12 protein-coding genes are annotated in these 15485 nt (G+C 44.0%); all 12 read left to right on the top strand.

Features of this window, described 5'->3' with window-relative positions; genetic code table 11:
* The first annotated feature begins 35 nt into the window (after positions 1 to 35).
* The 12 genes from DW091_RS19450 (at position 36) to DW091_RS19395 (ending at position 15135) form a co-directional block, all read left to right on the top strand.
* Entirely contained in the window at positions 36 to 908 is an 873-nt protein-coding gene (locus DW091_RS19450) for a leucine-rich repeat domain-containing protein (protein ID WP_118519055.1), read from the top strand.
* 45 nt (positions 909 to 953) lie between these two features.
* Positions 954 to 3305 (top strand): preprotein translocase subunit SecA, encoded by a 2352-nt coding sequence (secA, locus tag DW091_RS19445; protein ID WP_118519054.1) that lies wholly within the window; start codon positions 954 to 956, stop codon positions 3303 to 3305.
* A gap of 386 nt (positions 3306 to 3691) precedes the next feature.
* Positions 3692 to 4126 (top strand): sigma factor-like helix-turn-helix DNA-binding protein, encoded by a 435-nt coding sequence (locus tag DW091_RS19440; protein WP_118519053.1) that lies wholly within the window; start codon positions 3692 to 3694, stop codon positions 4124 to 4126.
* Positions 4119 to 4364, top strand: a complete 246-nt coding sequence (locus tag DW091_RS19435; protein ID WP_118519052.1) for a helix-turn-helix domain-containing protein — start codon at positions 4119 to 4121, stop codon at positions 4362 to 4364. Before DW091_RS19440 ends, DW091_RS19435 begins: the two co-directional genes overlap by 8 nt.
* A 472-nt stretch (positions 4365 to 4836) precedes the next feature.
* Entirely contained in the window at positions 4837 to 5247 is a 411-nt protein-coding gene (locus DW091_RS19430; protein ID WP_118519051.1) for a hypothetical protein, read from the top strand.
* A 31-nt stretch (positions 5248 to 5278) separates the two neighbouring features.
* Positions 5279 to 6592 (top strand): site-specific integrase, encoded by a 1314-nt coding sequence (locus DW091_RS19425; RefSeq protein ID WP_118519050.1) that lies wholly within the window; start codon positions 5279 to 5281, stop codon positions 6590 to 6592.
* Between the two features lie 157 nt (positions 6593 to 6749).
* Entirely contained in the window at positions 6750 to 6962 is a 213-nt protein-coding gene (locus tag DW091_RS19420) for a hypothetical protein (RefSeq protein WP_074616129.1), read from the top strand.
* 346 nt (positions 6963 to 7308) lie between these two features.
* Entirely contained in the window at positions 7309 to 8025 is a 717-nt protein-coding gene (locus DW091_RS19415) for an isoprenyl transferase (protein WP_074616128.1), read from the top strand.
* 13 nt (positions 8026 to 8038) lie between these two features.
* Positions 8039 to 8842: a phosphatidate cytidylyltransferase gene (locus tag DW091_RS19410; protein ID WP_058695008.1), complete on the top strand. Its 804-nt coding sequence runs from the start codon at positions 8039 to 8041 to the stop codon at positions 8840 to 8842.
* Between the two features lie 12 nt (positions 8843 to 8854).
* The gene (locus DW091_RS19405) at positions 8855 to 9673 is read left to right on the top strand and encodes a site-2 protease family protein (protein ID WP_058695007.1); all 819 of its coding nucleotides are present in this window, start codon (positions 8855 to 8857) and stop codon (positions 9671 to 9673) included.
* A gap of 287 nt (positions 9674 to 9960) precedes the next feature.
* Entirely contained in the window at positions 9961 to 11025 is a 1065-nt protein-coding gene (gene ispG / locus DW091_RS19400) for a flavodoxin-dependent (E)-4-hydroxy-3-methylbut-2-enyl-diphosphate synthase (protein ID WP_058695006.1), read from the top strand.
* Positions 11026 to 15135, top strand: coding sequence for a PolC-type DNA polymerase III (locus DW091_RS19395; RefSeq protein ID WP_118519049.1), 4110 nt, complete (start codon positions 11026 to 11028; stop codon positions 15133 to 15135).
* Positions 15136 to 15485 lie beyond the last annotated feature (350 nt).

The following is a 15485-nucleotide window of genomic DNA, read 5'->3' as shown; positions in this document are numbered from 1 at the left end:
TAAAGAAGTAAAAAACACGCGAGGAAGGAAACAATATGGCAGAAAATACACATCAAGGGGAATATACCGCCCTCAGGCATCCCTCTAAGCCAAACAATCAAAAAAAGAAAGCTTACACGACACCCATTGCGAGACAGAATAAGGTTAAGCATCTCGTCATTGGAAATGAATACTATAGCATAGCGTCAAAAGCTTGTATGAATATTACAAAAATTCACCGTCTGGAACTTTCAGCTTCGGTGACATCTGTTGGAGAAGGGGCTTTTAGAGGCTGTACACAGCTGACTTCAGTCAATTTGCCATGTACCTTGCGGGATATTGGTGAAGCTGCTTTTATGGAATGCCGTAAGCTGCGTGAGATCAATCTTCCTAAAGGGCTAAAGATAATTCGGCCGAGGACTTTTAAGCTCTGCCGTGCTTTAAAAAAAATTGAACTTCCAGAAGCGCTGGAAACAATAGGGGAGAACGCCTTTATCGATTGCGATAATCTTCAGGAGGTGGCGATCCCACCAAAAATTGAGGAGATTACGTTTCGTGCCTTTTACGGCTGTAAACAGCTGCAGAGGGTAACCCTGCCGCCAGGACTAAAAATAATCGGAAGGGAAGCTTTTGTCGGCTGTGCCTTTAATACTTTGACACTGCCGGAAGGGCTGGTGACCATTGGCGACAGTGCTTTTTTAAAGTGTAAATTTCTTGAAAGCATTCAGATTCCGGAAAGCGTCAGAATAATTGAAAAATGGGCGTTTCACGGATGCCCGAGGCTTAAAAAAGTAGTACTTCTGCATGATCCTGAGGTTATGGGAGACTGGCTTTTTAACAGAGGCAATACGGTTGTGTACTGTAAAAGAAATTCAAAGGTGGCTGACTATTGCGAAGAATTTCAATATAAAACAGAATATGTTGATTGACGGGCTAGGAAGCAGAATCTATAGAGATAACAAAGGAGAAGTATTTTGACAGCTTTAAATCAGATTTTTGACCCATCCAGGCGTGATGTAAAAAGGCTTCATAAAACAGTGGAACGGATACTCGCGCTTGAAAGTGAGGTTGCGGTGCTTAGCGACCGTGCGCTAAAGGATAAAACAGCTGTGTTCCGGGACAGGCTTCGGAATGGAGAAACGCTGGATCATTTAATTGTGGAGGCCTTTGCAGTTGTCAGAGAGGCGGCTTACCGGTCTATTGGCCTTAAGCCCTTTCCTGTTCAGCTGGTCGGCGGTCTGGTACTGCATGAGGGAAATATCGCAGAGATGAAGACCGGTGAAGGAAAGACTCTGGTGGCCGCTTTGCCAACTTACCTCAACGCCTTGGAGGGAAAGGGCGTTTTTGTTGTGACGGTCAATGACTATCTGGCAAAGCGTGACCGGGAGCTTATGGGCAAAATTCATGAATTTTTAGGCTTGAAGGTCGGTCTTGTGGTCAGCGGACAATCTCCTGAGGAAAAGAAAGCAGCCTATGCGTCTGATGTGGTTTATGGCACAAATAATGAGTTTGGATTTGATTATTTGAGAGATAACATGGCTCTGAGCCTTGACGGCCAGGTTCAACGCAGTCTCCACTATGCTATTATCGACGAGGTGGACAGCGTATTGATCGACGAAGCGAGAACGCCTCTTATTATTGCGGGACCGGGCGGGCCTGAGAGTAAGCTCTACCGTCTGGCGAACCGCTTTGTTAAAATGTTGAAGGAAGAGGATTATGAAAAGGATGAAAAGCTGAAATCTGTACAGCTGACGGAAAAAGGAATTCGACGGGCAGAGATGTTTTTCAGCGTTGATAACATTGCGGATATTGTCAATATGGAGCTTTTTCACTGTATCAACAAAGCCCTTTACGCACATAAAATGATGCAGCTGGACAAGGACTATATTGTGGCTGACGGTGAAGTGGTGATTGTGGATGAATTTACAGGGCGTACCATGCCGGGACGCCGTTTTTCGGATGGACTGCATCAAGCCATTGAGGCGAAGGAAAATGTGCAGGTCAATGCAGAAACACAGACCATTGCCACGATCACGTTTCAGAATTATTTTCGTATGTTTGATAAACTGGCAGGAATGACAGGGACCGCTAAAACGGAGGAGGATGAATTTTCATCTATTTACAATTTAAACGTGGTTACGATCCCCACTAATAAGCCGATGATCCGGGTGGATCATGAGGATGCAATATACGCGACTGAAACGGCAAAATTCAAGGCAGTGACTGAGGATATAAGAAAGTGTTATGAGAAGGGACAGCCTGTCCTGATTGGCACAGTGTCTATTGAAAAATCAGAGGAGCTCAGTGGCTATCTTCACAGCGAGGGAATTGAACACACTGTGTTGAATGCCAAATATCATGAGCAAGAGGCTGAAATTATTTCAAAGGCCGGTCAGCTTGGTGCGGTAACGATCTCGACCAATATGGCCGGACGAGGTACGGACATTAGTTTGGGGGAAGGTGTCCAGGCTCTTGGCGGTTTGTATGTTATTGGAACCGAAAGACACGAGAGCAGGCGGATTGACAATCAGCTGAGAGGACGTTCCGGAAGGCAGGGTGATCCTGGAGAGTCCCGGTTTTATTTATCCCTTGAGGACCCGTTGCTGAGAATATTCGGGGATGAGCGGAGTAAAAAGCTGAGCCAGGTCATTGACCTTCAGGAGGGTGAGGTGATTACCAGCAAAATGCTGACAAAGGGAATTGAAAACGCCCAGAGAAAAATGGAGAGCAAGAATTTTGATGACCGAAAAAATGTTTTGAAATATGATAATGTGATGAACCGGCAGCGTGAGATTATTTATAAGCAACGTCAGCAGGTTCTGGATGGTGAAGATATACATGAACAGATCCTTTCTATGGGTCAGCGTATTTTTGAAGCTGTACTGGATATTTTTTTGAGTGATCCGATCACTGATAACTGGGATATCGAAGGTGTGAAGGATGCTCTTGAAAAAAACTTCTTCCCGGGGATTGATTTTGATTTTGTTAATGAACTTGAAAGACGGGAAATGCTGGAGGAAAAAATAGGACAGCTCTTTAGTGAACATCTGGAACAGCTTTCAGCTGTACTCGGAAGTGAAAAGCGAGACCAGATTGAACGTGAGATTCTTTTAAAGGTAGTTGATATGGCATGGATGGACCATATTGACAATATGGATCAGTCAAAGCAGGGGATTGGTTTAAGAGGCTATGGGCAAAACGATCCGGTAAAAGAGTACACTAAGGAAGGTTTTGCGATGTTTGACGAAATGGTTCAGGAGATTCAGGAAAATACTGTCAAGGCGCTGTTGCGCTATCAGGCGGATTCTCATTCTACAATGGTATAGCATTTACTCAAAACGGTATTTGAATGCGGCGGAGTCTTAGTAGAGATTAAAATCTTAATATTTTTGTTTTTTTAATATCAATATAGTGCACAAAAACATGAAGAAAGAAGATATGAATTGACAGCAAAGTTTGTTGTAGTGACTATTTTTTGAAACTCTAATTTTATTAGAGAAAAACACATAGCAATCAATCTATTTAATTTGTTCAATTAAAAGTAGAAAATATAGTGTTAATAAAGATAAGGTAATGATAAAAAGAGCTAAAAATGATTTTATTCATTTTTAGCTCTTTTTTCTTAAGAAATTGGCAGATAAACGATCAATTTTTGTAGTAATAGTGAAAGGGGAGATTGAGTGGATTTATTTTATAGTAAGGAAAGAGGAATATGAAAAATAAAGATACTAATGATAATGAAAAAAGAATACAGCATACATTTGATAGCTATTGTAAAAAGGTTTTAAAAAATGAAGCCATTAATATTTCAAATGAAAACAAAAGAAAACAAAATAATCTGGTTTTTTTTTCAGAACTAACTGAAAAAGAAAAATCGCAGTTATTTATTCAAGATGAATATTTAACAAATCAGTATTTATTTTGTGTTTTTGGAGATATGATTTATATAAATGCCGATAACATTAGTAAAGCTTTGTTTGAACTGCCTCCGTTTAAAAGAAACATTATCTTAGCTTCATATGTTTTAGATATGACCGACCAGGCGATAGCAGATGAAATGAATGTTTCTCGTAGCATTGTTCAATACCATCGAACAAAAGCATTGGGAATCTTGAAAGGAAAAATGGAAGAGGTAGTATATGAATAAATTTGAGAATAAGATTCCTGAGCGTATACTTCCTTTCAGCACGATTGAATCAGCCGTTAATGGAGATGCCAAAGCGGTCCATGATGTTTTATCTTTTTATGCAAGGTATATCAATAAGTTATCCTGCCATATGATTTATGATGAACAAGGAAATCAACATTACATGATTGATGAGGATATGCGTCGGCGTCTGGAAACAAAATTAATCATAAAAATACTAGCATTCCGAATAGATTAAGTGTTCAATCACCCCTTTCAACCAAGATTTATGTATGAAAAATAACACACAAAAAATTAAGAAATTGGCAAAACACTCTTTTAAATTTGTAATAATAGTGAAAGACGAAATAAGAAAGAAAAAGTCTTGAGGTTGGTCTTTGAAAATTGAATGAAGATTATCTGGGTAAACCCCTTGATCCGGCATGGAGCGACGCTAGAATGGGCGCTTGTCGATAAACCATGTCTATAAAAAAATCGTGGTAGATTTTTCGCAATGACGCTGGAGAAAGGGCAATGCGACGGTTACGTGCTGTACTTCTTGTGATAAGGAGTGGAGGAAGAGGGATTCGCTTTACTTTCGTGGTTTTCTCACCAAAAACCTTATTCAGATAATGCCCCGCCGGTGGTGCATGGCAAACCGGAATTACATAACAGTTAGTCTGCAATTATATCACTAATACAGGTTAACTTTATTAATCAGGAGAAATAGTGTGAATCACTTATCAGTTAATATGCAAGAACAAAGAGATATGAAAAAAATTATTCAAGCTATCCAAGATAATCAGAAAAAAATAAACTTAATTAGCAATAATAAAAATATGAATTTGATTAATAATAAAAATGAAAGCAACAGCATATTTTATGTAGATAAAGATCTGTTGTATTTAGAAGCAAATAGAATTAATCATAAATATGGAAAAGAAGTTTTAACGACTACAGATCTACAGGACTTTTTTGGAATAGCAAAAGAAAATGCAAGACGTTTAATTTACGAATCAATTTTACCTTCATTTTATTTCACACAGAAACGCAAGGGGATAACTCCTCTTAACTTAGTTATATGGTCGTTAACAGTTCCGACAACGCAGATTTTACAACCTTGTTCTTTTCAAGTAAAATGAAGGCAGATGGTTAGGAATCAGAGGTTTGTAAATGCTAAATAGTACTTTGAATTATAAACGTGCACCAAAGGGTGAGGGGTGCGTAAGGCAGAAAAAAAACGGTTCATGGGAAGCAACAATACAGATAGGAAAAAAGAGTGATGGTAAACCTTTAAGATTTTCTAAAACTGCGAAGGATAAAGAAGTAGCCATTCGGTTGAGAGATGAAGCCGTTTATCGATATTATGCTTCATTAAACAATGAAATTGTCAGACTTCAAAACCAGACTTTGCAATCTCAAAAACCAGAATCTCACCTAAAGTTTATTGACGTTATGATTGATTTTATGAACGATTGTAAAAGAGGGTATGTTACTGATAGTACCTTGGGTACTTATCAGATAAGATTTGTAAGTCTAAAAAAATTTTTTAAGGATTATACACTGGACGAAATTACGACTTCTTTAGTTGAACAATATCTAAAAAAACGAGTGCATGGTTTTGGGAACTCAAAAGATGGAATTTGTGTAAATTCAGCTAAAAATGAATTATATCAGATTAATGAAACAATGGAATATGCTGTTGACCGTGGCTACATTGAGAACAATCCCTTACAAGGAAAAAGAAAGCCGCGTATTCCGATTAACAATAAACTAATAAAAAAGATCGAGGCAATACCAATTGAGGATTGTCAAAAATTGATGGCATTAACACAAAACGATTTGGAGCTTCATACAGTCATCGTTTCCCTGTTGTTTACAGGTTTAAGAATTAGTGAGCTTCTCGGTGTTTCAGTAGATGATATTAATTTGAAAAATAACAGTATCAAAATTTATAAAGCCTACTCACTCAGCCCTGAAATTCCTGAAGATTTTAGTAAGTTTGAGCCAAAGTATTCGATCAATCCACCTAAAACTCCCACTTCAAACCGTATCGTTTATGCACCGAGATTTGTTTTGGACCGACTTTTGCAGTTACATGATTTTAATCAAAAACGGCGAAAAGAAAAAACTAAGAAACTAAATACGGAAAAGTATATTTTTGTGTCTGTCCACGGTAAAATTCAAACGCCACGAAATATTACAGATCAGTTAAAACTTTTTTCAAAGAAAAAAGGCATTCCATATTATTCGCCACATAAGTATCGTCATACTTTTACAACTATGATGATTCGTACAAATAAGATTGATGCCAAAACAGCGGCTCAAATACTCGGGCATACGGATGTGAAATTAATCTATAATACCTATTTAAGCGTCTTTGAAGAGGATAAACAAAAGGTGCCTCAAATGGTTAGTGAATATTTTGTTAAAAGCTCTAGCAATAATTTAAAACAGCTTGAGGAAATGGTCATAAACGGAAAATAAACGGATTTCCGTTTATGAGAAGAAATGAAAGCCTGAAAGTCCCTGTTTAAGCGCATTGGTAAAAAAAACACATAATACGCTTACATTTTATCTTTAATCGCTATGGGGTTTATGCTACACTTAGCTTATAAATTTGTTTAGTGAGGAGATGCTTAATATGTTAGGAAAGAAGCCGATTTTAAAATTTGTCAAGGTACAGGGTGAGGATGCGCCAACCGAATTTCTGGAAATGGAGCTTACTGAGTTCACCTGGCCTAAAGGCGGTGTCGGCATTTGTCCGGTATGTGGCGCTAAAGTAAATGGCAATGGAAAAGACTGGGTTTGTGAAAACGAAGAATGCGGTCTGCATTTAAACGGTCCTATTTTTTAGCAGGTAAAAGAATGCCTCTCGGGGCATTTTTTTAATGTCCGATAAAGTAAAAACCCCTGGTACAATACCAGAGGCCTTTGGGAAATGTGTGAAAATGAGAATTATATTATATAATATAGCACGTTTTACGAAAAATGTAAAGGGCTCTTGGATAAAAAATAACATATTTTTTATTAAGTATAACATTAATATAATAAGGTTTGTTCTACATGGGTAATGGGTATTGAATGTAAACTTTATTTTGAAGCTTAAACAAAAGATAAATTATTAATCTGTCCGAAGTGTTAATTTACAAAAGAGCTCAAATAGATTATAATGTTACAAGATACAATGAATGAGGTGTGACATGGGAATAGAAGACTATAATATATCAGAAGAAAATATGCCGGTGCACGTTGCCATTATTATGGACGGCAATGGGCGTTGGGCCAAACAGCGCAGAAAACCAAGGCTGTTTGGCCATAATGCCGGGATGAAGGCATTGCATAATACGGTGCACCTGGCCTCTGATATGGGAATAAAAATACTGACAGTGTACGCTTTTTCTACAGAAAACTGGAAGCGCAGTCAGGAAGAGGTCGACGGGCTAATGCGGATCGCTGTCGAATATTTTATGAAGGAAATCGCAGAGCTGCACCGCAACCATGTGAAGGTTCGGATCATCGGTGAAAAGAGCCGTCTGCCGAAGGATGTTCAGAAATCAGCGGCTAACGCGGAGTCTCTGACAAAGGACAATGACGGTTTGATTTTAAACGTCGCTTTAAATTATGGCGGACGGGATGAAATTGTGCACGCGGTCAGGGAAATTATGGCGGAAGGGACAGCGCCGGAGGATGTGACTGAGGAGATGATCTCAGCCCACTTGTATACAAGAGATCTGCCGGACCCGGATATTATGATCCGGACCGGCGGAGAAAGCCGTCTCAGCAATTTTCTGCTCTGGCAGAACGCTTACACGGAGTTTTTCTTTGATGATATCTGGTGGCCGGATTTTGACGACGACGCCTTTTATAAGCTGATAGAGGCTTATCAGCAGAGAAACAGACGCTTCGGCACGGCTTAGGCGGGAGGTTGAGATGCAAAAGAGAGTATTGACGGCAGTTGTTGGATTGCCTGTTCTTTTCGGTTTGCTCTATCTGGGTGGTTACTTTCTCTTTGTGGCCTGTCTCGTGCTTTCTGGAGTTGCTTTGATTGAATTTTCAGGCGCCTTTAACCGGCAGCTTGAGAACAAGATCAGCCTGCCCTTTGTTGAGATTTTGAGTGTGATTATTCTGGTATCCATGAAGCTGGACTACTATTCGCTGGTGCCGACGCTCATGGTCGTCATGATCATTGTATTCTGTTTTGAAATATTAAATGGAAAAACAGATATTTACCGCGGGATTATAACGTTTTTTGGATTGATTTACATTCCAGTGCTGTTTGGTTATCTGATGATGTTTGAAAATATTAAGCTGGGCATCTACTATATGTGGATGGTTTTTGTCATTGCGTTTTCGACCGATACGGCGGCCTATTTTGTCGGGCGCGCCATCGGTAAAACAAAGCTGGCGCCGGAGATAAGCCCTAAAAAGACCATTGCCGGAGCCGTTGGCGGTTTGATTACCTCGGCTGTCTGCATGGTGCTTTACGGCGTCATCATGAAATTTGGCTTTCAGATGGATCTGCCGGTTTATTTATATGCGGCGGTCGGCTTTGTGGGCTCCATTGCGGGCCAGTGCGGCGATTTGACAGCCTCCATGATTAAACGTAAGATGGGCATTAAGGATTTTGGAAAGATACTGCCTGGACACGGCGGCATTTTAGACCGCTTTGACAGCATTCTTTTTATCATTCCCCTTGTTTATATTTTCGCAACCTACACCGCTGGACTTGCGTGAGGTATTAAAATTATGACTATATTAACAAATGTGTTGATGGTTCTGCTGACACTGCTTATTTTATCCATACTGGTAGTGGTTCACGAATGGGGCCATTTTATCGCCGCCAGAAAGGTTGGCGTTTTCGTCGAGGAATTTTCCATTGGCATGGGTCCGCTGGTTTATTCAAAGCAGGGAAAGGAAACCCAGTTTTCGATTCGGGCGCTGCCGCTGGGCGGCTTCTGCAAAATGCGAGGAGAGGGCGATACTGGTGAGTCGGATGAGGACACAGCGGCAGAGGACGCTGAGGTTCGGGAACCGATCGACCCGGATGATCCCAGAAGCTTCTCCAACAAGACAAAGGGACAGCGCTTTATCATTTTAGTGGCTGGCGCGGCCATGAACATCGTGTTCGCCTTTGTGCTGCTGGTGCTGATTTATCTGTTTAAAGGAGCCAATATTTTACAGGCCTTAGGCCTTGGCCTGGAAACTACAGGCAAATTTGGGATCACCATCTACCAGAGCCTCTATATGCTGGTGACCGGACAGGTGGGGATGAACGATGTGGCAGGCCCTATCGGTATGGTCAGCATGGTGCACGACTTTTTCCAGTATGGAATCATTGCGCTGATGTCTTTTACGGCTTTAATTTCAGTCAATTTGGGCGTTATCAATTTACTGCCGCTTCCGGCGCTTGACGGTGGACAGATTATGATTATCATTATCGAAAAGCTGGTTGGACGGGATCTTGATCCTAAAAAAGCAAACATGATCAATTACATCGGTTTTATGGCCCTGATGCTTTTGGCTGTGGTCATTGCGGTGAATGACGTGATGCGGATAATCGGCTGAGGATTCAGTTGGATATCGTTGTTTGCTGAGAGGAAAAGATTTAGAGAGCAGCTCTTGTAGTTGAAAATGGAAAGTGGAAAGTTTTGGTGCAAATGCGCGCTGCACATTTGATTAGATAGCGGCCTGTGCCGCTGTTTAACTCGTTTTTTCGTCAGAAAAAGGGTTCAAAAACGATCCACTATCAACGCTCAATTATCAACTAAAATCAAGGATACGTTTTGCCCCAATGAAGCAGCAGTGAATTGGGGCTTTTAATTTTGAAAATATTAATAAGTAAGGTGAAAAATATGGAAATACGACGTCATAAAACCAGAGAGGTACCCATCGGAGACCGTATGATCGGGGGAGATCATCCCATACTGATCCAGTCCATGACCAATACAGACACGAGAGATGTTCAGGCGACGGTGCGCCAGATAAAGGATCTGGAGGCTGCCGGCTGCGACATCGTGCGGGTGGCTGTGCCGGATCTGGAGGCAGCCAGAGCCATCGCAGACATAAAAAAACAGATATCCATTCCACTGGTGGCAGATATCCATTTTAATTATGAGCTGGCGCTGGAGGCCATTAAGGGAGGCGTGGACAAGCTCCGGATTAACCCTGGGAATATCGGGGATAAGGAGAAGGTGCGTCTGGTGGTGGAAGCGGCCAAAGCGGCCAATATTTCTATCCGTATCGGGGTGAACGCGGGCTCTTTGGAAAAGGAGCTGCTTGAAAAGTACGGGCACCCCACACCGGAAGCCATGGTGGAAAGCGCTGAAAAACATATCGCTTATCTCGAGGAGCTGGATTTTAACAACATTGTCGTATCCATGAAGGCGTCGGATGTGCGTTTTACCATTGACGCTTACACACTTTTTTCTGAGAAATACGATTATCCAGTGCATCTGGGCATTACGGAGGCCGGCGTCCTGCGGACATCGGCGGTTAAATCGGGCATTGGCATTGGCTATATGCTGTTAAATGGTATCGGGGATACGATCCGGGTATCCATCACGGGCAATCCGGTGGATGAAATCTATGTGGCCAGGGATATTTTAAAGTCCATTGGCATGTACCAGAGCGGAGAAGGCATGGTGGAGGTTGTCTCATGTCCGACCTGCGGACGCACAGAGATTGACCTGATCGGCATCGCGGAGGAAATGAACCGCCGGCTTGTGCATGTGAAAAAGGACTTGAAGGTCGCGGTGATGGGCTGCGTGGTCAATGGCCCGGGAGAGGGAAAGGAAGCGGATATCGGCATTGCCGGTGGAAAAGGAAAAGGGGTTCTTTTTAAAAAAGGGGAAATTTTTAAAACAGTGGCAGAGGACGAAATCATCGATGCCCTGATGGAAGAAATCAAAAGAATGTAGGTGGACGCCTTGAATCCGATTATACACAAACAAAATGATTTGGAAGAACTCATTAAAAAATATGGGCTTAAGCCCCAGCGTGTCGAGGTGAATTCTGCGAGCCAGGAGCTGGTTTTTACCTTTAAAACCCGAATTCCTGAATGTGACAGCATCTCAGTCCAGAGAGAGCTCGTGGATATTTTTGATTATACCAAGAGTCTGAGCGTTATTATCTCGCCAGAGGATGAGGGAAATAAAGAAACCGGGACGAAGCAGTCAGTCCACAAGCTTATGGAAAATGTGGATTATGACGCGCTGGCCAAAAAGAAAGAGGATGCGCTCAATAAGCGCTTAAAAGTTATAAAGGATACCCCGCCGGCCAAGGCAGGTAGCGGCGCGTCCGGTAAAAAGGACGGCAAAGAGGAGGAAGCCCGAGTGCTGGGCGTTGGCGAAGTGGTTATGGGGGACAGAATCAAGCGTCCGGCCCAGTCCATGGGAGAAATTGACTTTAGTACCGGCGCGGTGCTTGACAGCACCAACATCGTGGTCAGCGGCCGGGTCTTTGGCATTGATTCCAGGGAAATTACTGATAAAACGACCCTTTTTACCTTTAACATTACCGATGAACACGGCAGTGTCTCCTGTAAGATTTTCGCCCGGAAGAAGAATGTGGGCATGATCAAGGAAAATCTGAAAAAGGACCGCTGGTTTAAGGTTGAGGGCAATATCAATTATGATGAGTACTCCCACGAAAAGGTGCTGACACCTAAAAATATGGAGGTGGCCGCAGCGCCGGTAAGGCGTGACAACGCAGAGGAAAAACGTGTCGAGCTTCACCTTCACAGCCAGTACAGCTCCATGGACGCGGTGAGCAAGGTGGCTAAAATTATGAAGCAGGCCAATGATTTTGGTCATGACGCCATCGGTATCACTGACCACGGCGTGCTTCAGGCTTACCCTGAAATGATGTCCCTGAGCAAAAAATACGGCATCAAGGTGCTGTACGGCGTCGAGGGCTATCTGGTGGACGATGACCAGTATATTGTAACCGGGGAACAGAACGAAAGCTTTGAAGGCGAATTTGTTTTCTTCGACCTTGAGACCACTGGCCTGATCCCAGGCAAGGACAATATCATCGAGATCGCAGCGGTCAAGATTAAAAACAAGCATATCGTGGATACCTTCTCCAAGATCGTCAACCCACACCGCCCCATTCCGCCGTTTATCACCAACCTTACTGGGATTACCAACCAGATGGTAGAAGCCGGAGAGGAAGAAGAGGTGGCGGTCAGGGCCTTTCATGAATTTTGCGGCGATCTCATTCTGGTGGCTCACAACGCAAAATTTGATATGGGCTTTATGGAGATTGCGCTTAATGCGCACCATCTGGAGAACAATATCACCTATATTGACACACTCGCCATGTCCAGGACGCTGATTCCAACCATCAACAAGCATAACCTCAAAAAGCTGGCGAGTTATTTTAAGGTAGATATGGGACACCACCACCGTGCTCTGGACGACTCGGTGTGCTCGGCGAAGATTTTCGTCAAGCTCATGGAGCTGGCCCAGAAACAGGATGTGGATGAGGTGGCCGGGCTCAACGGCCTGATGGACGTAGAGCAGATCATAAAATCCGGCGATACCTACCATATTATTATTTACGCCAAAAATCAGGCGGGGCTGAAGGACCTGTACAAGCTGGTTTCCGAGGCGCACATCAATTATTTTTACAGAAGGCCCAGGATACCGAAATCCCTGCTGGCAGCCCACCGGGAAAATCTGATCATCGGCAGCGCATGTGAGGCCGGGGAGCTCTACAAGGCAGTGCTGAAGAATGTGCCCAAGAACCGTCTGGATGAAATCGCTGATTTTTATGATTATTTTGAGGTACAGCCTCTGGGAAATAATGAATATCTCCTTCGGAATGAGACCGTGCACTCCATGGAAGAGCTGGCTGATGTTAACAGGCGAATCATTGAGCTTGGGCGGGAAAAGGGCAAGCTGGTGGTCGCCACCGGGGACGTCCATTTTGTGGACCCCAGCGACGCTTATTTCAGAGAGATTCTGCAGGCCGGACAGGGCTACAAGGATTCCCATGAGCAGCCGCCGCTCTACTACCGCTCGACCCAGGAAATGCTGGATGAATTCACCTATGTGGACCCGCAGACCGCCTATGAGCTGGTGGTTACCAATCCGCGCAGGGTGGCGGAACTGTTTGACGACGTGAAGCCCATACCTGACGGCACCTTCCCGCCCATCATTGAGGGCTCGGATGATGAGATCCGGGATATGGTTTATAAAAAGGCCCATGAGATGTACGGTGACCCGCTGCCAGACATTGTGGAGCAGCGCGTGAAGCGCGAGCTGGACTCCATTATCGGCAACGGCTACTCGGTCCTGTACCTGATCGCCCAGAAGCTGGTGCACCATTCCCTGGAGGATGGCTATCTGGTTGGTTCCAGAGGGTCGGTCGGATCGTCGCTGGTTGCCATGTTGTGTGGGATCACAGAGGTTAACTCACTGGCGCCTCACTATGTCTGCCCGAACTGCAAGCATTATGAGTTCTTTGACAGCACAAAGGTAGGGGTGGGGCCTGACCTTCCCAACGCCGATTGCCCGGAATGTGGCCATCCCATGAATAAGGACGGCTTTGATATTCCCTTTGAAACCTTCCTTGGATTTGAGGGCGACAAGGAGCCGGATATTGACCTTAACTTCTCAGGCGAAAACCAGCCAGAGGCGCACCATTACACAGAGGTGCTCTTTGGCGAGGGCAAGGTCTACCGCGCCGGAACCATTGCAACACTGGCGGATAAGACAGCCTTTGGCTATGTGAAAAATTTCTTTGATGAAAATGGTGTCACCGCGCCGCGAGCAGAGATGGAACGTGTGATTGAGGGCTGCGCCGGCGTTAAGCGTACCACAGGCCAGCACCCCGGCGGGGTTATGGTTGTGCCAAAGGATAAGGATATCTATGACTTTACGCCGATCCAGTACCCGGCTGATGACCGGGAATGCGGCACCATGACGACCCATTTCGATTACCACTCCATTTCCGGGCGTCTCCTGAAGCTCGATATTCTGGGCCATGATGACCCGACCATGCTCCGCATGCTCAAGGATATCACAGGCCTCGACCCGCAGGAGATTCCGCTGGACGACGAAAAGGTCATCAGCCTGTTCACAGGAACCAGCGCCCTGGACCTGAAGGAAGATGATTTTGACATTCCTCTTGGAACCTGCGGGATTCCAGAGTTTGGGACCAACTTTGTCCGCCAGATGGTGCTGGACACCAAGCCCACGGCCTTTTCGGACCTGATCCGTATTTCCGGCTTATCCCACGGGACAGACGTCTGGACCAACAACGCTCAGGACCTTGTGCGTTCTGGAACCGCGACCATCAAGGATGTTATCTGTACCCGTGACGATATTATGCTTGGCCTCATCTCAATGGGACTGGCGCCCAAGGAGTCCTTCAGTATTATGGAGCATGTCCGTAAGGGGAAGGGCCTGACAGATGAAGAGGAAGCCTATATGAAGGAAAACAATGTGCCGGCCTGGTACATTGATTCCTGTAAAAAGATCAAGTACATGTTCCCTAAAGCCCACGCGGCAGCTTATGTTATGATGGCCTTCCGTATCGCTTACTACAAGGTTTACTATCCACTGGCCTACTACGCGACCTACTTCAGTATCCGGGCCAAGGAATTTAATCTGGAAAAGATGACCAACGGTAAGGAGACGGTCAAAAAAACATTGGCGGAAATCCGCGCCCAGGGCAACAAGGCCAGCAATAAGGACCAGCAGCTTCTGACCTCGCTGGAGCTGGCGCTTGAAATGTACTGCCGTGGCTTTGGCTTTAAAAATGTGGATGTCTACGAGTCCCACTACAGCGAGTTTAAAATCGTTGGCAACGAGCTGCTGCCACCGCTTAACGCCATTGACGGACTGGGGGACAAGGCGGCAATGCAGATTTACGAGGAAGCTCAGAAACGGCCCTTTATCTCCAAAGAGGATCTGCAGACCCGCGCCAAGGTCAATAAATCCAACATCGAAAAGCTCGAGCAGTTCGGCTGCCTGAACAGTCTGCCGGACTCCAACCAGATGAGCTTTATGAGTATGTTTTAAGGGCGGGGCTGTTTTGACAGAAGAAAAAGGCGATTGTATGATGCGGAGATAAAGGTTGGGCAATATGAATGGAGAATTGACAATGGGTAATGGAAAATTTTGGTACGCTTTCGCGGTTAGCTCAAGCGATTAAGCTGGCGGCCTGCGGCCGCATCTCATCAAAATGCAACGGCATTTTGTTCCTGTAATTCTCCATTTTCAATTTTCCATTCTCAATTCAAAGGCCTCTTTTTAACGCTTTATCGCTTGCTTTTAAGGTTTGTCTGCACTCTGAACACGAGTATCCATCGTGTTCTTTTTTTTGTGAATGTCAAGAAAAATTGTCCAAAAAGTTAAAAATTTAAGACAAA

Origin of the sequence: Eubacterium sp. AM05-23 (genome assembly GCF_003477535.1) — a bacterium.
Classification (GTDB): domain Bacteria; phylum Bacillota; class Clostridia; order Eubacteriales; family Eubacteriaceae; genus Eubacterium; species Eubacterium maltosivorans.
Note: the sequence above shows the minus strand (reverse complement) of the source record. Positions and strands in the feature narration are given on the sequence as shown.

What these genes read in the sequence shown, in the direction of transcription:
- DW091_RS19450 (WP_118519055.1), top strand. Translation starts at nt 36, where the DNA reads ATGGCAGAAAATACACATCAAGGGGAATATACCGCCCTCAGGCATCCC.
- DW091_RS19440 (WP_118519053.1), top strand. Translation starts at nt 3,692, where the DNA reads ATGAAAAATAAAGATACTAATGATAATGAAAAAAGAATACAGCATACA.
- DW091_RS19435 (WP_118519052.1), top strand. Translation starts at nt 4,119, where the DNA reads ATGAATAAATTTGAGAATAAGATTCCTGAGCGTATACTTCCTTTCAGC.
- DW091_RS19425 (WP_118519050.1), top strand. Translation starts at nt 5,279, where the DNA reads ATGCTAAATAGTACTTTGAATTATAAACGTGCACCAAAGGGTGAGGGG.
- DW091_RS19420 (WP_074616129.1), top strand. Translation starts at nt 6,750, where the DNA reads ATGTTAGGAAAGAAGCCGATTTTAAAATTTGTCAAGGTACAGGGTGAG.
- DW091_RS19415 (WP_074616128.1), top strand. Translation starts at nt 7,309, where the DNA reads ATGGGAATAGAAGACTATAATATATCAGAAGAAAATATGCCGGTGCAC.
- DW091_RS19410 (WP_058695008.1), top strand. Translation starts at nt 8,039, where the DNA reads ATGCAAAAGAGAGTATTGACGGCAGTTGTTGGATTGCCTGTTCTTTTC.
- DW091_RS19405 (WP_058695007.1), top strand. Translation starts at nt 8,855, where the DNA reads ATGACTATATTAACAAATGTGTTGATGGTTCTGCTGACACTGCTTATT.
- ispG (WP_058695006.1), top strand. Translation starts at nt 9,961, where the DNA reads ATGGAAATACGACGTCATAAAACCAGAGAGGTACCCATCGGAGACCGT.